The sequence below is a fragment of the uncultured Lacinutrix sp. genome (genome assembly GCF_947500605.1).
Classification (GTDB): Bacteria; Bacteroidota; Bacteroidia; order Flavobacteriales; family Flavobacteriaceae; genus Lacinutrix.
In genome coordinates this window covers 38,395-55,080 of record NZ_CANMSJ010000004.1, presented here as the reverse complement: position 1 = coordinate 55,080, position 16,686 = coordinate 38,395, and the positions used below count along the sequence as shown (strand labels likewise).

The 16,686-nt window shown below is 34.3% G+C and carries 16 protein-coding genes and 1 riboswitch; of the genes, 13 read left to right on the top strand and 3 right to left on the bottom strand.

The genetic code is table 11. The features are described from left to right. Positions 1-45: 45 nt before the first annotated feature. Positions 46-798 (top strand): enoyl-CoA hydratase/isomerase family protein, encoded by a 753-nt coding sequence (locus Q0935_RS07340; protein ID WP_299383998.1) that lies wholly within the window; start codon positions 46-48, stop codon positions 796-798. Positions 799-806: 8 nt separating this feature from the next. Here the strand turns inward: Q0935_RS07340 and Q0935_RS07335 are convergent, their stop codons facing one another. Next, positions 807-1,097 carry a hypothetical protein gene (locus tag Q0935_RS07335; RefSeq protein WP_299251061.1) on the bottom strand — a complete coding sequence of 97 codons (291 nt, stop codon included), beginning with the start codon at positions 1,095-1,097 and terminating at the stop codon, positions 807-809. Positions 1,098-1,202: 105 nt separating this feature from the next. On the opposite strand from Q0935_RS07335, the gene Q0935_RS07330 reads away from it, so the two are divergent. Then, the gene (locus Q0935_RS07330; RefSeq protein WP_299384645.1) at positions 1,203-1,799 is read left to right on the top strand and encodes a transferase hexapeptide repeat family protein; all 597 of its coding nucleotides are present in this window, start codon (positions 1,203-1,205) and stop codon (positions 1,797-1,799) included. A gap of 86 nt (positions 1,800-1,885) precedes the next feature. Here Q0935_RS07330 and Q0935_RS07325 read toward each other — a convergent pair whose 3' ends face one another. Next, positions 1,886-2,362 (bottom strand): Lrp/AsnC family transcriptional regulator, encoded by a 477-nt coding sequence (locus Q0935_RS07325; RefSeq protein ID WP_100998274.1) that lies wholly within the window; start codon positions 2,360-2,362, stop codon positions 1,886-1,888. Between the two features lie 191 nt (positions 2,363-2,553). Between Q0935_RS07325 and Q0935_RS07320 the strand changes: the two genes are divergently transcribed. The 11 genes from Q0935_RS07320 to rlmN all read left to right on the top strand — a co-directional run bounded on the left by Q0935_RS07320 (position 2,554) and on the right by rlmN (position 15,581). Next, positions 2,554-3,837: a dihydrolipoamide acetyltransferase family protein gene (locus tag Q0935_RS07320; RefSeq protein ID WP_299384642.1), complete on the top strand. Its 1,284-nt coding sequence runs from the start codon at positions 2,554-2,556 to the stop codon at positions 3,835-3,837. Positions 3,838-3,924: 87 nt separating this feature from the next. Then, the gene (locus Q0935_RS07315; protein ID WP_299383995.1) at positions 3,925-4,977 is read left to right on the top strand and encodes a branched-chain amino acid aminotransferase; all 1,053 of its coding nucleotides are present in this window, start codon (positions 3,925-3,927) and stop codon (positions 4,975-4,977) included. Between the two features lie 312 nt (positions 4,978-5,289). Next, positions 5,290-7,341 carry a thiamine pyrophosphate-dependent enzyme gene (locus Q0935_RS07310; protein WP_299383992.1) on the top strand — a complete coding sequence of 684 codons (2,052 nt, stop codon included), beginning with the start codon at positions 5,290-5,292 and terminating at the stop codon, positions 7,339-7,341. A 209-nt stretch (positions 7,342-7,550) separates the two neighbouring features. After that, positions 7,551-7,645, top strand: a riboswitch (TPP riboswitch). Between the two features lie 46 nt (positions 7,646-7,691). After that, positions 7,692-7,895, top strand: a complete 204-nt coding sequence (gene thiS, locus Q0935_RS07305; protein ID WP_299383990.1) for a sulfur carrier protein ThiS — start codon at positions 7,692-7,694, stop codon at positions 7,893-7,895. A gap of 30 nt (positions 7,896-7,925) precedes the next feature. Beyond that, complete coding sequence (thiC, locus tag Q0935_RS07300; protein ID WP_299383986.1) at positions 7,926-9,785, top strand: phosphomethylpyrimidine synthase ThiC; 1,860 nt, start codon at positions 7,926-7,928, stop codon at positions 9,783-9,785. Positions 9,786-10,028: 243 nt separating this feature from the next. Then, complete coding sequence (locus tag Q0935_RS07295; protein ID WP_299383983.1) at positions 10,029-10,796, top strand: hydroxymethylpyrimidine/phosphomethylpyrimidine kinase; 768 nt, start codon at positions 10,029-10,031, stop codon at positions 10,794-10,796. Further along, on the top strand, positions 10,786-11,409 hold the full coding sequence (gene thiE / locus Q0935_RS07290) for a thiamine phosphate synthase (protein ID WP_299383978.1): 624 nt from the start codon (positions 10,786-10,788) through the stop codon (positions 11,407-11,409). The genes Q0935_RS07295 and thiE overlap by 11 nt, the downstream gene beginning before the upstream one ends. 36 nt (positions 11,410-11,445) lie before the next feature. Beyond that, positions 11,446-12,216, top strand: a complete 771-nt coding sequence (locus Q0935_RS07285) for a thiazole synthase (RefSeq protein WP_299383974.1) — start codon at positions 11,446-11,448, stop codon at positions 12,214-12,216. Between the two features lie 3 nt (positions 12,217-12,219). Beyond that, positions 12,220-13,341 carry a 2-iminoacetate synthase ThiH gene (thiH, locus tag Q0935_RS07280; RefSeq protein ID WP_299383970.1) on the top strand — a complete coding sequence of 374 codons (1,122 nt, stop codon included), beginning with the start codon at positions 12,220-12,222 and terminating at the stop codon, positions 13,339-13,341. Further along, positions 13,341-14,390 carry a HesA/MoeB/ThiF family protein gene (gene moeB / locus Q0935_RS07275; protein ID WP_299383967.1) on the top strand — a complete coding sequence of 350 codons (1,050 nt, stop codon included), beginning with the start codon at positions 13,341-13,343 and terminating at the stop codon, positions 14,388-14,390. Before thiH ends, moeB begins: the two co-directional genes overlap by 1 nt. Before the next feature lie 150 nt (positions 14,391-14,540). After that, complete coding sequence (gene rlmN / locus Q0935_RS07270; RefSeq protein ID WP_299251084.1) at positions 14,541-15,581, top strand: 23S rRNA (adenine(2503)-C(2))-methyltransferase RlmN; 1,041 nt, start codon at positions 14,541-14,543, stop codon at positions 15,579-15,581. Between the two features lie 55 nt (positions 15,582-15,636). Here rlmN and Q0935_RS07265 read toward each other — a convergent pair whose 3' ends face one another. Beyond that, the gene (locus Q0935_RS07265) at positions 15,637-16,647 is read right to left on the bottom strand and encodes a T9SS type A sorting domain-containing protein (protein WP_299383963.1); all 1,011 of its coding nucleotides are present in this window, start codon (positions 16,645-16,647) and stop codon (positions 15,637-15,639) included. Positions 16,648-16,686 lie beyond the last annotated feature (39 nt).

Genomic DNA, 16,686 nt, shown 5'->3' with positions numbered 1-16,686 from the left:
AAAATAGATTCCTGTCTTCACAGGAATGACAAAAGAATAAATAACATGAACACACCATACGTAAAATTAGATATAGAAAACGAAGTAGGATATATAGAATTCTTTCATCCTGCACATAACTCGTTACCTGGAGATGTATTAGCAAAATTAGCGCAAAGCATTACAGATGCTGGAACAAACGACGCTATTAAAGTGGTTGTTTTAAAAAGTGGAGGAGATAGAACGTTTTGTGCTGGTGCAAGTTTCGAAGAGTTAATAAATATCAACGATGCAGCAACAGGAAAAGTATTCTTTTCTGGTTTTGCAAACGTGATTAATGCGATGCGTAAATGTCCGAAATTTATTATTGGACGCATTCAAGGAAAAACTGTTGGTGGTGGTGTTGGTTTAGCTGCATCAACAGATTATTGTATGGCTTCAAAATTCGCAGCTATTAAACTGAGTGAATTAAATATTGGTATTGGACCATTTGTAGTAGGACCAGCGATTGAGCGTAAAATGGGATTAAGCGCAATGTCGCAAATAGCAATAGATGCAAATACGTTTTATCCTGCAGAATGGGCAAAACAAAAAGGATTGTTTACCCAAGTTTATGAAAGCACAGAAATGTTAGATGAAGCTGTAAAAACAACAGCAGAACATTTATGTACTTACAATACTGAGGCTATGCTAGAAATGAAAAAGGTATTCTGGCAAGGCACAGACGATTGGGATTCACTTTTAGCAGAACGCGCTCAAACTAGTGGTAGATTGGTGCTTTCAGATTTTACAAAAGAAAAACTAAAAGGATTTAAATAAAATTGAATTTACTCTATGTAAATAATACTATGTTTTGGGATTGTAATTCCTTGTTTTAAAACAACAAAATTAGAAGTTACAGCCCAAATAGTTGTGTTTACACTTATCAATTTATTAGTGCTATCTATAAAATAAATTTTCACTTTAGTTTTTAATAAGTTGCCTAGTTGTGAGGCACGCTCTAAATAATGGGATCTTAATTTTCTTTTTTTAGCGGTATTTAAAATTTCAGTTTTAGAAAATTTTAATTGAGGGATGTCCTCTTTTTGTATAGTATAAGATGATGTTGTGTGATTCATAATTTGATATGTTTATTTGGGAGTAGTAGGTTTAAATATACAAAACCTTACGTTTATTTGTCATTTTTATGAGTATTTAACAGTTTAATGATTATTAATAAAATTATGATTTACAGTTTTAAAGGTTATACACCAGTTGTTCACGAATCTAGCTTCGTACATCCATTAGCAGCAGTAACAGGAAATGTTATTATTGGTAAAAACTGTTATATTGGTCCAGGAGCAGCCATTCGTGGAGATTGGGGACAAATTATTTTAGAAGACGGTGTAAACGTGCAAGAAAACTGTACTGTGCATATGTTTCCAGGTAAATCTATCACGCTTAAAGAAAGTGCACACGTTGGTCATGGTGCTATTATTCATGGTGCGAATTTGGGTAGAAATTGCTTAATTGGAATGAACACAGTAATTATGGACGATGCCGAGATTGGTGACGAATCCATAGTAGGAGCAATGGCATTTGTAAAAGCAGAAACCAAAATTCCTAAACGTAGTTTAGTCGTTGGTAATCCTGCAAAAGTTATTAAGCAGGTAAGTGACGAGATGATTGCTTGGAAAACAAAAGGAACACAATTATATCAGCAACTACCAACAGATTGCCACGAGAGCTTAAAAGCTGTAGAACCGTTAAGAGAAGTGCCTGAGGATATGAAAATGCAGGATGATGTTTATAAAACACTTCGCGATACATTTAAAAAATAAGGTGCTGTCACTTAGAGTGATTCCGATTTTTTTATCGGAATTGTATTGAGAAATTTTTTACTAGAATTTTAATTCAATGATTGTAGTTACAAAACACCACTCAAATCAATCACATTTGTCTCTTTTCCAGTAGAGAGCGTAATTAAACTCTGTACATTTCCAAGGTAAGGAAGTAGTGTAAGTTTAGTTATAATAAACGTTTCATAAGCCTCGATATCTTCAACTACTAGTTTTAATAAATAATCAAAATTCCCACTCACTCTGTGGCATTCTACAACTTCTGGAAAGTTGTTTATTTCTTTTACAAACTTTTCTAAATAGCTTCTAGTATGACCTTGCAAAGTGATACCTATAAATACGGTGAGTTTTAACCCTATTTTCTTATTGTCTAAAACGGCTACATATTTTTTTATATAACCTTCTTTTTCTAGTTTTTTAATACGCTCAAAAATAGGTGACGTTGTCATGCCTAGTTCTTTAGCAATACTTTTTGTCGTTCTATTACTATCTGTTTGGAGAATGTTTAAAATTTGCGTGTCAATTTTATCAAGAGCATGTGGCATAAAGCATATAATGTTTTAAATAGCTTCAAATGTAGTTATAAAAGAAAAATAATCTTTATTTATTTATAATAAAAGAATATAATTCTTATTAGATTTAATTTTTAAGTTTTTAACAATTGTAAATTCTATTATAACTTACCTTTATTTCTTGAAATAAAAACACATCTAGCTTGAAGAATTTTGAATTGAAAATGCCTAAAATGGGCGAAAGTATAACCGAAGGAACAATTATCAATTGGTTAATATCAGAAGGAGACTCTTTCGAAGAAGGAGATATTATACTAGAAGTAGCAACAGATAAGGTTGATAACGAAGTGCCAGCACCAGCAGCAGGAACTTTAGTAAAAACAATGTTTCAAGCAAAAGATGTTGTGCCTGTTGGTGAAGTTATGGCAATTCTTGAAGTTTCAGAAGAAGTAAAATCTTCAAACAAGAAGGATGTTGTTAAAAGCGATAACGAAGAACCTCAAAAAAATAAAAAAGAAGTAAAAAGACCAAAACCAGTTCAAGCAGTTTCGTCTTCAACTTCATTTTCAACATCAAACAGTAACACCTTCTTTTCGCCATTAATTATAAAAATAGCAAAAGAACACCACATTAGTTTTGAAGAGTTAGCACGTATTCCTGCAACAGGAAACGAAGGCAGACTTCGTAAAAGCGATGTGTTTCAATATATAGACGAAGGACGACCGTACAAATTCGCACAACCAGTAGCCGAAAAAGATCCAACAGCCTATAGAATTCCACAATTAAACTTCGATAAAGGCAAAGGGAAAGTAATCGAAATGGACAGAATGCGCCAAATGATTGCAGATCACATGGTGTACTCAAAACATACATCGCCTCACGTTACTGCTTATGTAGAAGCAGACATGACGAATATGGTAAATTGGAGAAACGCAAACAAAGTTGCCTTTCAAGAAAAGTATGGCGAACGTTTAACCTTCACACCATTATTTGTAGAAGCTGTAGCGAAAGCAGTAAAAGATTTTCCAAACATTAATGCTTCTGTAGATGGTAATAACATTATTGTAAAAGAAGATATTAATATTGGTATGGCAACAGCATTACCAAGTGGGAATTTAATAGTTCCAGTAGTAAAAAATGCAGATACTAAAAATTTAAAAGAGATTGCGAGTAACGTAAACGAACTAGCAGGAAAAGCTAGAGAAAACAAACTAGCAGGAGACGATATAAAAGGCAGCACCTTCACAATTTCTAACGTAGGAACTTTTGGTAGTGTCATGGGAACACCAATAATCAATCAACCAGAAGTTGCCATTTTAGCATTAGGAATAATCAAAAAACGACCAGAAGTTATCACTACTGAGAAAGGAGACGAAATAGCTATTCGTAGCATGATGTACTTATCGCTCTCTTTCGATCATCGCGTAGTAGACGGATTCTTAGGAGGAAGTTTTGTAAGAAGAGTAGCCGATTATTTCGAACAATTTGATACTAATAGAGAAATATAAATCATTTGTCATTCCTGCGAAGGCAGGAATCCACTATGAAATAATAAATTAAATAGATTCCTGCCTACGCAGGAATGACAGCAAAACATGAGCCACAACATATCAATACAAAAAGTAACCGAATCTAAAGTCGCAAACATAGACTTCAACAACATACCATTAGGCACAACATTCACAGATCACATGTTTATTTGTGATTACGATAATGGCACATGGGTAAACCCAAGAATAATCCCAATGGGAATGATTCCAACACATCCAGCAGCAATGGCTTTACATTACGGACAAGCTATTTTCGAAGGCATGAAAGCAACCGTAGATGCAGATGGAAACCCAATGTTATTTAGAGCAGATAAAAATGCAGCACGATTAAATACAAGTGCAGATAGAATGGGAATGCCTAATTTTCCAGAAGACTTATTCGTAGAAGGATTAAAACAATTAGTAGATATCGAGCGTAGTTGGATTCCACCAACAGACGGAAGCGCATTATACTTAAGACCATTCATGTATGCCGACGAGCCATTTATTGGTATGCGTGCAGCAAACCATTACAAGTTTATAATTATGGCATCTCCAGCAGGACCATTTTTTAGTAATCGTATTAAATTGTGGGCCGAAAAACAATACATACGTGCAGCAGCAGGAGGAACAGGAGAAGCAAAAGCAGCAGGTAATTACGCAGCAGCCATTCGTCCAACAGAATTAGCAAAAGCAAAAGGTTACGATCAAGTATTGTGGCTAGACGCAGTAGAACATAAATATATTCAGGAAGTAGGAACCATGAATATTTTCTTTAAAATAGATGGTAAATTCATCACACCAAAACGCGACGGTTCTATATTAGACGGCATCACGCGCATGAGTGTTATCGACGTTTTAAGAGATAAAGGTTACGAGGTTATAGAACGCGCCATCACAATCGATGAGGTTCAAGAAGCATCAAAAAATAAAACATTAGAAGAGGCCTTCGGTACAGGTACAGCCGTTGGTATCGCTTACATTCAAGAAATCGGATTAGAAGGCGAAACCATTCATGTCTCTAACGAAAGCCCAGTTGGTTTAGAAGTAAATAACACCTTAAATGATATAAAAACAGGAAAGGTTGAAGATAAATTTGGATGGATGATTAAAGCTTAGAGTCATTTGGGCGTTACCACAAGGGTCGCGCTTTCACTACTCGCTCTTTTTGAGAAAAACAAAAAGGAGCTCAAACAGACCGTTCAATCACTAACGCGGAAATTACCGTGCAATAAGCAATAGTGTCACTTCGAGTGATTTGTGAAGCATGAGCAAATTGTATCGAGAAGCAATAAAAGTTCTCGATACAAAATTGCAGAAAAAGCAATTTCACTCGAACTGACCTAACGTTTTGTCATTCCTGCGAAGGCAGGAATCCAAAATGTTAGAGAATTTAAAAAATAGATTCCTGCCTACGCAGGAATGACAATTATGAAAAAAGAAACACTAGAAAAAGGATTTTCAAAACTCTGCACAGCAAAAGCTATGGCAGAATTATACGAAGCTAATTTTAAACAAGTTTCAAAATACGTACATGCAACATCTCGTGGACACGAAGCCATTCAAATAGCTTTAGGTTTACAATTATTACCTCAAGATTATGCATTTCCATATTACAGAGACGATGCTATGTTATTATCTTTTGGTTTAGAGCCTTACGATTTAATGTTGCAATTGTTAGCTAAAAAAGACGATCCATTTTCTGGAGGAAGAACATACTATTCGCATCCAAGTTTAAAGGATGGCGATAAGCCAAAAATTCCACACCAATCCTCGGCAACAGGAATGCAAACCATTCCAGCAACAGGAGTTGCTATGGGAATGCAGTATAAAGAATTACAAGGTTTAGACGATAAAACACTTAAAGATTTGCCATTCGTGGTATGTTCTTTAGGAGACGCATCTGTAACCGAAGGAGAAATAGCAGAAGCGTTCCAAATGGCAGCATTAAAGCAAATGCCAATCTTATATTTAGTACAAGATAACGGTTGGGATATTAGTGCCAATGCAGCAGAAACGCGAGCGCAAAATGCTTTCGAATATGCAGCTGGATTTAAAGGTTTAGAGGCGATCTCAATAGATGGAGCAAACTTTACAGAAAGTTACGAAGCATTAGAGAAAGTAATAGAAACCATTCGTACAGAGCGTAGACCATTTTTAGTACACGCAAAAGTACCGTTGTTAAATCACCATACTTCTGGTGTAAGAATGGAATGGTATCGCGATGATTTAGAAGAGGCACGTTCTCGTGATCCTTATCCAGTTATTAAAAAACAATTACTAGATGCAGGATTTTCAGAACAAGACGTTTTAGACATTGAAAATTCCGCGAAAGCGAAAGTACAATCAGATTTTGAAAGAGCATTATTAGCCGAAGATCCAAAACCTGAAGATTTATTTACAAACGATTTTGTACCAACACCAATTACCGAGGAAAAAGGAACACGTTCACCAGAAGGTGCAGAGAAAGTAGTTATGGTAGATTGTGCTTTATTCGCAGTAGAAGAACTGATGAAAAAGCATAAAGAATGTTTACTTTATGGGCAAGATGTTGGTGGAAGACTTGGTGGTGTTTTTAGAGAAGCAGCAACGTTAGCACAAAAATTTGGAGACGATCGTGTGTTCAATACACCAATACAAGAAGCCTTTATTGTCGGTTCTACAGTTGGTATGTCTGCTGTTGGATTAAAACCAATTGTTGAGGTTCAATTTGCCGATTATATCTGGCCTGGCTTAAATCAGTTATTTACAGAAGTCAGTAGAAGTTGTTATTTATCTAATGGTAAATGGCCGGTTTCTATGATTCTTAGAGTGCCAATTGGTGCTTATGGAAGTGGAGGACCTTACCATTCATCTTCAGTGGAATCTGTAATTACAAATATTCGTGGTATTAAAATAGCGTATCCAAGTAATGGAGCAGATTTAAAAGGTTTAATGAAAGCAGCTTACTACGATCCTAATCCAGTTGTAATTTTAGAACACAAAGGTTTATATTGGTCTAAAGTACCAGGAACGCAAGGTGCAACATCTGTTGAGCCGAGCGAAGATTATGTATTGCCTTTTGGTAAAGCCTGGGTTTTACAAGAAATTTGGAAGCAAGAAAATGTAGAGACATTAACTATTGTTACTTACGGAATGGGAGTGCATTGGGCAATGAATGCATCAGAAGAATTAGGGATGCAAGACCAAATAGAAGTGATTGATTTACGTACTTTATATCCTTTAGATGAAGACACGATTATGAAATCGGTTAAGAAAACAGGAAAGTGTCTTGTTGTAACAGAGGAGCCTTCAAACAATAGTTTTGCAAGAGCATTATCTGGAAAAATTCAAGAAGAATGTTTTAAATATTTAGATGCGCCAGTAATGACTATTGGTAGTGAAAATATGCCTGCAATACCATTAAATTCTACTTTAGAGCAAACAATGATTCCTTCAATAGAAAAAGTAAAAACTAAGATAGAAGAGTTGCTAAACTATTAAGTTTATAATAGTCTTGCACACCTAGTTATGTGTGTAATAAAAGGGATTCGTAATTGGAAAACAATTATGAGTCCCTTTTTTTTATGACTTCAATTTGCTTCATTTTTATAGAAATAGATTTTAGTTAAAATATGTTTTTCCAAAAAAAGAGATTTCAAAAATAAATTCAAAAGCGTATGGAAGTCGTAAATAATCTTCTATATTTGAGGTGTAAACTTTAGGAGTAGCTATTAAATTAGTTTGAGAAACATCCTTAGAACCTGATTTGGTTAATACCAACGTAGGAAAAAGTTATGTTCGATAAGACATCGAAATACTACCATTTTGGTTTACAGTAATATTTTATAAATATGATTACTATAAAAGTAAACCAAGAAGACCACCACATTTTAGAACACGTAACATTACAAGAGTTTGTTGAAAATTTAAAAATTCAAACAAACGGAATTGCTATTGCTATAAATAATACTGTGGTAAAAAAAACAGATTGGTCTTCACGATTACTTCACAATAATGATGATATTTTAATTATAAAATCGACTCAAGGAGGATGATTTTTATTTTAAAAGGAAACCAATTATCAAATGAAGAACAAAGACACAGCTCCAAAGCAAAACGGTATTACAAGACATCCGTTTCCGAATTCTAAGAAAATCTATGTCAACGGAAAAATTCACCCGCAAATTAAAGTTGCTATGCGTGAAATTACACTGAGTGATACGGTAGACTCAATGACAAAAAAGAAAACACCTAACGAGCCCGTAACTATTTACGATACTTCTGGGCCTTACACAGATCCAGACAAAGCAATAGATGTACATAGTGGTATCGAAAGAATTCGAGAATCTTGGATTAAAGAACGTGGTGATGTAGAGGAATTAGCATCATTCTCTTCAGAATATTGTAACGAGCGTTTAAACGATGCTAGTTTAGATCACATGCGTTTTAAGTTATTAAAGAATCCGCTAAGAGCTAAAAAAGGTCAAAATGTAACCCAATTACATTACGCAAAAAAAGGACTAATTACACCAGAAATGGAGTATATCGCTATTCGAGAAAACCAACGAATAGATGAAATGACAGAGATTAGAAAGCAACACAAAGGCGAACACTTTGGTGCTTCTATTCCAGATAAAATTACACCAGAATTTGTAAGGTCGGAAGTTGCGAGAGGTCGTGCAATAATTCCTTCAAATATTAACCACCCAGAAGCCGAACCTATGATTTTAGGTAGAAACTTCTTAGTTAAAATAAATGCGAATATTGGAAACTCTGCCGTTACCTCTTCAATAGAAGAAGAAGTAGAAAAAGCAGTGTGGGCTTGCCGTTGGGGAGCAGATAATATTATGGATTTATCTACTGGAGAAAATATTCACGAAACTCGCGAGTGGATTATCCGTAACTCTCCAGTGCCAGTGGGTACCGTACCAATTTACCAAGCATTAGAAAAAGTAAATGGTGTTGCCGAAGACTTAACATGGGAGATTTTCCGTGATACATTAATAGAGCAAGCCGAACAAGGTGTCGATTATTTTACCATTCACGCAGGTGTGTTATTGCGTTATGTGCCAATGACGGCAAAACGTGTTACTGGTATTGTTTCTCGTGGCGGATCTATTATGGCAAAATGGTGTTTAGCACACCATAAAGAAAGTTTTTTATACACACATTTTGAGGACATTTGCGAAATTTTAAAACAGTACGATGTTGCCTTTTCTTTAGGAGACGGCCTACGTCCAGGTTCTGTTGCAGATGCCAATGACGAAGCACAATTTGCAGAGTTAGAAACCTTAGGAGAACTTACGCAAATTGCACGCAAGCACGAAGTACAGTGTTTTATAGAAGGACCAGGACATGTGCCAATGCACATGATTAAAGAAAATATGGAGAAGCAAATAGAACTTTGCGACGAAGCTCCTTTTTACACTTTAGGCCCATTAACTACAGATATTGCTCCGGGTTATGACCATATTACTTCTGGTATTGGAGCCGCAATGATAGGTTGGTACGGTTGCGCCATGTTGTGCTACGTAACACCAAAAGAGCATTTAGGTTTACCAAATAAAGAAGATGTACGCGTTGGTGTGGTGACGTATAAATTGGCTGCGCATGCTGCCGATTTAGCAAAAGGCCATCCAGGTTCGCAACACAGAGATAATGCATTAAGTATGGCGCGGTTTGAGTTCCGTTGGGAAGATCAGTTTAATTTAGGCTTAGATCCAGAACGTGCTCTCGAATATCATGATGAAACTTTGCCTGCCGCTGGTGCTAAAATCGCTCATTTTTGCTCTATGTGCGGACCAAAATTCTGCTCAATGAAAATTTCTCAAGAAGTTCGTGATTTTGCTGCACTTAACGATATCGTAGATAACGAGGTTATTGCAAAAGGAATGGAAGAGAAATCTAAAGAGTTTAAAGAAAAAGGATCTGAAGTCTATTTGTAAAATTATTAGGAAGTTCCCACGCTTTGAAAAAAAAGCGTGGTCGAGCTTTCCATTATATCTTTTGCTTGTTCTGGATACAAATTTATTACGTTACACTACATGAATTCACTCGAACTGACAGCAAAAAGATGCTACTGCAATTGTGTAGCACTCACGAATTTCTATTTAATAAAATAGAATAAATGAGTAATCTTTAACACAAGAAAAAGAGACCGGAAAGTATAATAAACTGTACCAATTAAAATGAATAATAAAAACTACATCTTAACAATAGCAGGTTTAGATCCATCGAGTGGCGCCGGAATTACTTCAGATATTAAAACATTTGAAGCTCATGGTTTGTACGGTTTGTCTGTGTGTACAGCGGTTACTGTTCAAAACGATATAGATTTTAAAGATTGTATTTGGATTGGAAAAGAAATCATTTTAAATCAGATAGAACTATTGTTTCAACGGTTTTCAATTGCTGTAGTGAAAATAGGAATCATCCAATCTTGGGACGTTTTATTGGACGTTATTCAAACATTAAAAAAGCTGAATCCAATTATAAAAATAGTACTAGATCCTGTTTTAAAAGCAAGTGCAGGTTTTAGTTTTCATAATAAACAAGATTTAAAAGTTTTAGAAGAAGTCTTAAAAAGTTGTGATTTTATCACACCAAATTACGTAGAGATTGAAACCTTGTTTCCAGAGAAATCTATAGAAGACACTATCGGTTTTATTTCAGAAAGAACAAATATCTACTTAAAAGGAGGTCATAGAACAGATAAAAAAGGATGGGACGAAGTCTATTATAGTAAAATAGTAAAACTAAATATTCCGCCAATTACAGAAACCGTTTTTCAAAAGCATGGAAGTGGTTGTGTTTTATCGTCAGCATTGGCTTCTAATTTAGAAAAAGGAATGAACATAGAAGATGCTTGTAAAAATGTGAAATGGTATACAGAACAGTTTTTAAATTCAAATAAAACTTTGCTAGGAACACATAAATATATAGAAAATGCTGAGTAAGTTACATTATATCTCTCAAGGTAAAACATCGCAAGACCATTTAGGAAACATACAAAAAGCATGTGCAAACGGAGCCGAATTAGTACAGCTTCGCTTAAAAGATATGGCAATAGAAACTATTTTAGAAACTGCAGAAAAAGCTAGAGAAATTACCAGTCAATTTAATGTAAAACTAATAATAAACGATCATTATAAAATTGCTAAAGCCGTAAATGCAGATGGTGTTCATTTAGGAAAAACAGATGCATGTCCGTTAATTGTTAGAGCCTATTTGGGTGAGCAGTTTATAATTGGTGGTACTTCAAATACTTTAGAAGATTGTAAAGTTTTAATAGAAAAAGGAGTGGATTATATTGGTTTAGGGCCTTTTCAATTTACAGAAACTAAAAAGAATTTAAGTCCAGTTTTGGGTATCGAAGGTTACAAGCAGTTAATAGATAAGCTAGAAAAAGACACACCTATAATCGCTATTGGTGGTATTTGTATGGAAGATGTTTCGGCAATTATAAAAACAGGTGTATACGGAATAGCAGTTTCGGGAACAATAACTAAAGATTTTGTAAGTATTTCTCAGTTTCATGAAATCTTAAGTTCATCAGAAGTAAAAGCATAAGTATTCTTAATCTAACATAGATTCAAAAAAGTAAAAATGAATAAAATATTAAAAATAGCAGATAAAGAATTTACCTCTAGACTATTCACTGGAACAGGAAAGTTTAGCGCTTCAGAAGTAATGAAAGAAGCTTTGTTGGCTTCCGAAAGTGAGCTTATAACTGTGGCTTTAAAAAGAGTAGATGTTCAAAATAATGAAGATGATATTTTAAGGCATTTAAAACATGCACATATTAATTTATTGCCAAACACATCTGGTGTTAGAACCGCAAAAGAAGCCATTTTTGCAGCAGAATTATCAAGAGAAGCTTTAGGAACTAATTGGGTTAAATTAGAAATTCATCCAGATCCTAGATATTTATTACCAGATCCTATAGAGACTTTAAAAGCAGCAGAAGCATTAGTAAAATTGGGATTTGTAGTGATGCCTTACATTCATGCGGATCCTGTATTGTGTAAGCGATTAGAAGATGTGGGAGTGCAATGTGTTATGCCATTGGGAGCTCCAATAGGAAGTAACAAAGGATTAAAAACACAAGATTTTTTAGAGATTATTATCGAGCAATCCAATGTGCCTGTTATTGTAGATGCGGGTATTGGTGCACCATCGCATGCGGCTTATGCCATGGAATTAGGTGCAGATGCTGTGCTAGTAAATACTGCAATTGCAGTGTCTAAAAATCCGGTAGCTATGGCAAAAGCCTTTAAAATGGCAGTGGAAGCTGGTAGAATGGCTTTTGAAGCCAAACTAGCACCTATTAAAAATAAAGCGGAAGCGAGTAGTCCGTTAACGAGTTTCTTAAACTAAAATATGGCAAATTTTATAGCACTTTTCGATACTTATAATTGGGACAATACATTAGAAAGTATTTTTAGTAAAACTACAGTTGAGGTAGAAAATGCTTTGGCAAAAGAAAAGCTTGATTTAGAAGATTTTAAAGCATTAATCTCTCCTGCTGCAAAACCATTTTTAGAACGAATGGCGCAGAAAAGTAGTATGCTTACTAAAAAACGCTTTGGTAATACCATACAAATGTATGCACCAATGTACTTAAGTAATGAGTGCCAGAATATTTGTACGTATTGCGGATTTAGTATGACTAATAAAATACCAAGACGCACATTAACAGATCCTGAGATTTTAAAAGAAGTAGCATTTTTAAAAGATAAAGGTTATGACCATATCTTGTTAGTGACAGGTGAAGCCAACAGGGCGGTAGGCGTCAATTATATTAAAAACGCTATTAAAATAATACGTTCTCAATTCTCGAATATTACTATAGAAGTACAGCCTTTAGATCAAGATGAATATGAGTTGTTAATTGAAAACGGATTGTACGCCGTATTGGTATATCAAGAAACATATCACAGAGAAGAGTATAAGAAACACCATCCAAAAGGAAAAAAATCTAATTTTAATTACCGTTTAGATACGCCAGATAGGTTAGGGAAAGCAGGTGTTCATAAAATTGGATTAGGTGCTTTGTTTGGTTTAGAAGATTGGCGTGCAGATAGTTTTTTTACAGCCTTGCATTTAAAATATTTGCAGAAAACGTATTGGAAGACTAAGTACTCTATTTCATTTCCAAGATTAAGGCCGCATTCTGGAGGTTTAGAGCCAAAAGTAGAGATGACCGATAGTGATTTGGTGCAGTTAATTTGTGCTTTTCGTTTGTTAGATGAAGATATAGAATTGTCTATGTCTACAAGAGAAAACGAAATATTTAGAAATAATATTGTTAATTTAGGCGCAACCTCAATTAGTGCAGAATCAAAAACAAATCCAGGAGGTTATACTGTAGAACCACAATCTTTAGAGCAGTTTGAAATTTCCGATGAAAGAAGTACAGAAGACATAGTAAAGATGTTAAAAGGTCAAGGCTTAGATGTGGTTTGGAAAGATTGGGAACATTTTGAAGAAATACAAAAATAATGAGCCTTACCATAGAAGAAAGAAAGCAATACAGTCGTCATCTTATTTTAAATGAAATAGGAGAAGTGGGACAATTAAAATTGAAGCAAGCAAAGGTTTTAGTCATTGGAGCAGGTGGTTTAGGTTGTCCTGTTTTGCAATATTTAACAGCGGCAGGTGTTGGGACTATTGGTATAATAGATCATGATGTAGTCGACCAAAGTAACTTGCAGCGCCAAATTTTATATACTATTGATGATATTGGTTTTTCTAAAGCCGAAACTGCTGTTAAGCGATTATCTCAATTAAATCCGTTTGTGCTTTTTAATACTTATAACGAAGCACTAACACGTAAAAATGCGATTGCATTATTTACTAATTATGATATTATAATTGATGGAAGTGATAATTTTTCAACGCGATATTTAACAAATGATGCCGCAGTAATTACCAACAAGCCTTTAGTTTATGGCGCTATTTTTAAATTTGAAGGACAAGTTAGTGTCTTTAATTATTTGGGAAGCGCAACTTATAGATGTCTGTATCCAACACCTCCAAAACATGAAACCTCTCCTAATTGTTCAGAAATAGGAGTATTAGGTGTTTTGCCAGGTATTATAGGAAGTCTACAGGCCAATGAAGCCATTAAAATTATTTGTGGTATTGGAGAAGTGTTAACCAATAAGCTGTTATTATTTGATGCTTTAAGTTTGAATCAGCAAATATTGGGTTTTGAAAAAGATAAAGCTTCAGAAATTATAGCTTTAGAAAAAGATTACGATTTTTTCTGCGGAATGACTTCAACTAAAGAAATCACGTTAGATGAATTAAATAAAAACAAAACAAATTATAATTTGTTAGATGTTAGGGAGGTTTCTGAAAGAGAAGAATATCATATTGGAGGACAGCATATTCCTTTAGGGCAGTTATCAAAACGATTTCAAGAAATTGATATTTCTTTACCTATTGTAGTTTATTGCAAATCAGGAAAAAGAAGTAATAACGCTATTTCTTATTTAAAAGAACAATTAGATAAAGCTATTTTTTACAATTTAAAAGAAGGATTGTAGTTGTTAATTTAAATTATGGTTTTTATGAAGGAACAAATCATTATTACTTCAAAAGAGCAGGTAAAAGTTAAAATAGAATATTTACTCATTTATTAGTTTTGCTTCACTCATTAAGTTAAGAACTTAAATTATTCTATTTTTGCAAATGAAATGGCAGATAAGAAAAAAGACATACGAGCATTAACAAAAGAGCAACTTAGAGACTTTTTTGAAAAAGAAGGAGACAAAGCTTTTCGTGGCAATCAAGTTTACGAATGGTTATGGAGTAAGAGTGCGTATTCCTTTGAGGATATGACAAATCTCTCTAAGGAGACACGTCAAATGCTAGAAGATAACTTTGTAATTAATCATATCGAAGTCGATACTATGCAACGTAGTAGCGATGGTACAGTAAAAAATGCTGTAAAATTACACGATGGATTAATTGTAGAATCTGTACTTATTCCAACCGAAACACGAACAACAGCTTGTGTTTCTAGCCAAGTTGGTTGTAGTTTGGATTGTAAATTCTGTGCTACATCGCGTTTAAAGCGTATGCGTAATTTAAATCCTGATGAAATTTACGATCAGGTAGTTGCTATAGACAGAGAAAGTAAGTTATATTTTAATAGACCATTAAGTAATATTGTGTTTATGGGAATGGGAGAGCCACTCATGAATTATAATAACGTTATTAAGTCTATAGATAAAATTACATCTCCAGAAGGTTTAGGGATGTCGCCAAAACGAATAGTCGTGTCTACTTCTGGTGTGCCTAAGATTATTAAGAAAATGGCAGACGATGAAGTTAAATTTAATTTAGCTGTGTCTCTACATTCTGCAATAGATGAGGTGAGAACCAAGATTATGCCTTTTAATGAAACCTTTCCGCTTAAAGATTTAAAAGAAGCTTTAGAGTACTGGTATGAGAAAACAGAACGTAAAATCACATACGAGTATATTGTTTGGGATGGTATTAACGATAGAATGGAAGATGTAGATGCTTTAGTTAAGTTTTGTAAGCATGTGCCTTGTAAGGTTAATTTAATAGAATACAATCCTATAGATGATGGGGAGTTTCAACAAGCTTCAAGTGCTGCAATCAATAATTATATTCAAGAATTAGAACGTAATCGTATTGTGGTTAATGTGCGTAGAAGTAGAGGTAAAGATATCGATGCTGCTTGTGGGCAGTTAGCGAATAAATCATAATAAAAAAAGCCTTACTTTTCAGTAAGGCTTTTTTTATTTTTTGTTTTAAAAAATATTATTTCTTAACAAATTTAATTGTTTCAGTTTTACCATCAATACTAACTTTAGCTATATAAATTCCATCTGTTAAATTAGATAGGTTTATAGTCTCTGTGGTTTGAGATAATTTTCTGTTTAATACTTGTTGTCCTAAAATACTATATATTTCTAGATTAGTAAATGCTAAGTTTGATGATTTGAAAGTTAAATCATTTGAGTTTGTATTATAGAAATGTGATATAGTATCATTTCTAACAAAATCTTCTATAGATAATGAAGGGTCTTCTTCTGTAGTAAATGAATAAATTGCGCTAGTAGTTGTTCCAATACAATTTGTAGAGGTAACAGACCAGCTATAAGTTGTATTATATTCCCAGGTGTAATTGATCGTTACAGGATTACTAACGCCTGTAGCGGTGCCAACACCAACAATATTAAAATCGTAAACTGTAGCTTCTCCATTATCTGTCCAAGAAAATGGGCCAACAGAAATAACAGGGGCTGATGGATCTGTATCATCAATAGTAATAGGTACATCTACAGCTGTATCGACAGGACTAGGAGTTGCAGCTGCAGTAGGTGCAGATGTTGCTGTACAACTACAAGTAGCACTAGTACATTGAATTGTTGTTAATGTGTTTTCAGTTCCAGATATGCCACATGCTGCATCTAAATGCCAGTGAATTATGATATCTGTTGTTGTTGCAGTAAAAGTTACAGAATTAGCTCCGTTGCCCAACACGGTGCCTCCAATAGCTGGAGCATTCCAGTCTATTTCAGCAATAGTAATGTATATACCATTAGTGTTCGTTCCGTTTACGGTATAAGTATTTCCGATAATTAAAGATGATATAGCAGAATATTCTCCTGCTGCATAGTTATCAGTAGCTATCGTCTGTATAGAACCATCATTTACCATGTTAATTAGTCCTGCTGGATAGTTTCCTCCTTCAATACTACTGCATTGAGCATAAGATGTAAAAGTCATTGCTAGTAAGAAGGCAAATAATAAAGTAATTTTTTTCATAAATTTAGTTTTAGGTTTAAAAACTAAATTTATGAAATC

Coding starts and splice junctions, on each gene's coding strand:
- Q0935_RS07340 (WP_299383998.1), top strand. CDS start 46: ATGAACACACCATACGTAAAATTAGATATAGAAAACGAAGTAGGATAT.
- Q0935_RS07335 (WP_299251061.1), bottom strand. CDS start 1,097: ATGAATCACACAACATCATCTTATACTATACAAAAAGAGGACATCCCT.
- Q0935_RS07330 (WP_299384645.1), top strand. CDS start 1,203: ATGATTTACAGTTTTAAAGGTTATACACCAGTTGTTCACGAATCTAGC.
- Q0935_RS07325 (WP_100998274.1), bottom strand. CDS start 2,362: ATGCCACATGCTCTTGATAAAATTGACACGCAAATTTTAAACATTCTC.
- Q0935_RS07320 (WP_299384642.1), top strand. CDS start 2,554: ATGCCTAAAATGGGCGAAAGTATAACCGAAGGAACAATTATCAATTGG.
- Q0935_RS07315 (WP_299383995.1), top strand. CDS start 3,925: ATGAGCCACAACATATCAATACAAAAAGTAACCGAATCTAAAGTCGCA.
- Q0935_RS07310 (WP_299383992.1), top strand. CDS start 5,290: ATGAAAAAAGAAACACTAGAAAAAGGATTTTCAAAACTCTGCACAGCA.
- thiS (WP_299383990.1), top strand. CDS start 7,692: ATGATTACTATAAAAGTAAACCAAGAAGACCACCACATTTTAGAACAC.
- thiC (WP_299383986.1), top strand. CDS start 7,926: ATGAAGAACAAAGACACAGCTCCAAAGCAAAACGGTATTACAAGACAT.
- Q0935_RS07295 (WP_299383983.1), top strand. CDS start 10,029: ATGAATAATAAAAACTACATCTTAACAATAGCAGGTTTAGATCCATCG.
- thiE (WP_299383978.1), top strand. CDS start 10,786: ATGCTGAGTAAGTTACATTATATCTCTCAAGGTAAAACATCGCAAGAC.
- Q0935_RS07285 (WP_299383974.1), top strand. CDS start 11,446: ATGAATAAAATATTAAAAATAGCAGATAAAGAATTTACCTCTAGACTA.
- thiH (WP_299383970.1), top strand. CDS start 12,220: ATGGCAAATTTTATAGCACTTTTCGATACTTATAATTGGGACAATACA.
- moeB (WP_299383967.1), top strand. CDS start 13,341: ATGAGCCTTACCATAGAAGAAAGAAAGCAATACAGTCGTCATCTTATT.
- rlmN (WP_299251084.1), top strand. CDS start 14,541: ATGGCAGATAAGAAAAAAGACATACGAGCATTAACAAAAGAGCAACTT.
- Q0935_RS07265 (WP_299383963.1), bottom strand. CDS start 16,647: ATGAAAAAAATTACTTTATTATTTGCCTTCTTACTAGCAATGACTTTT.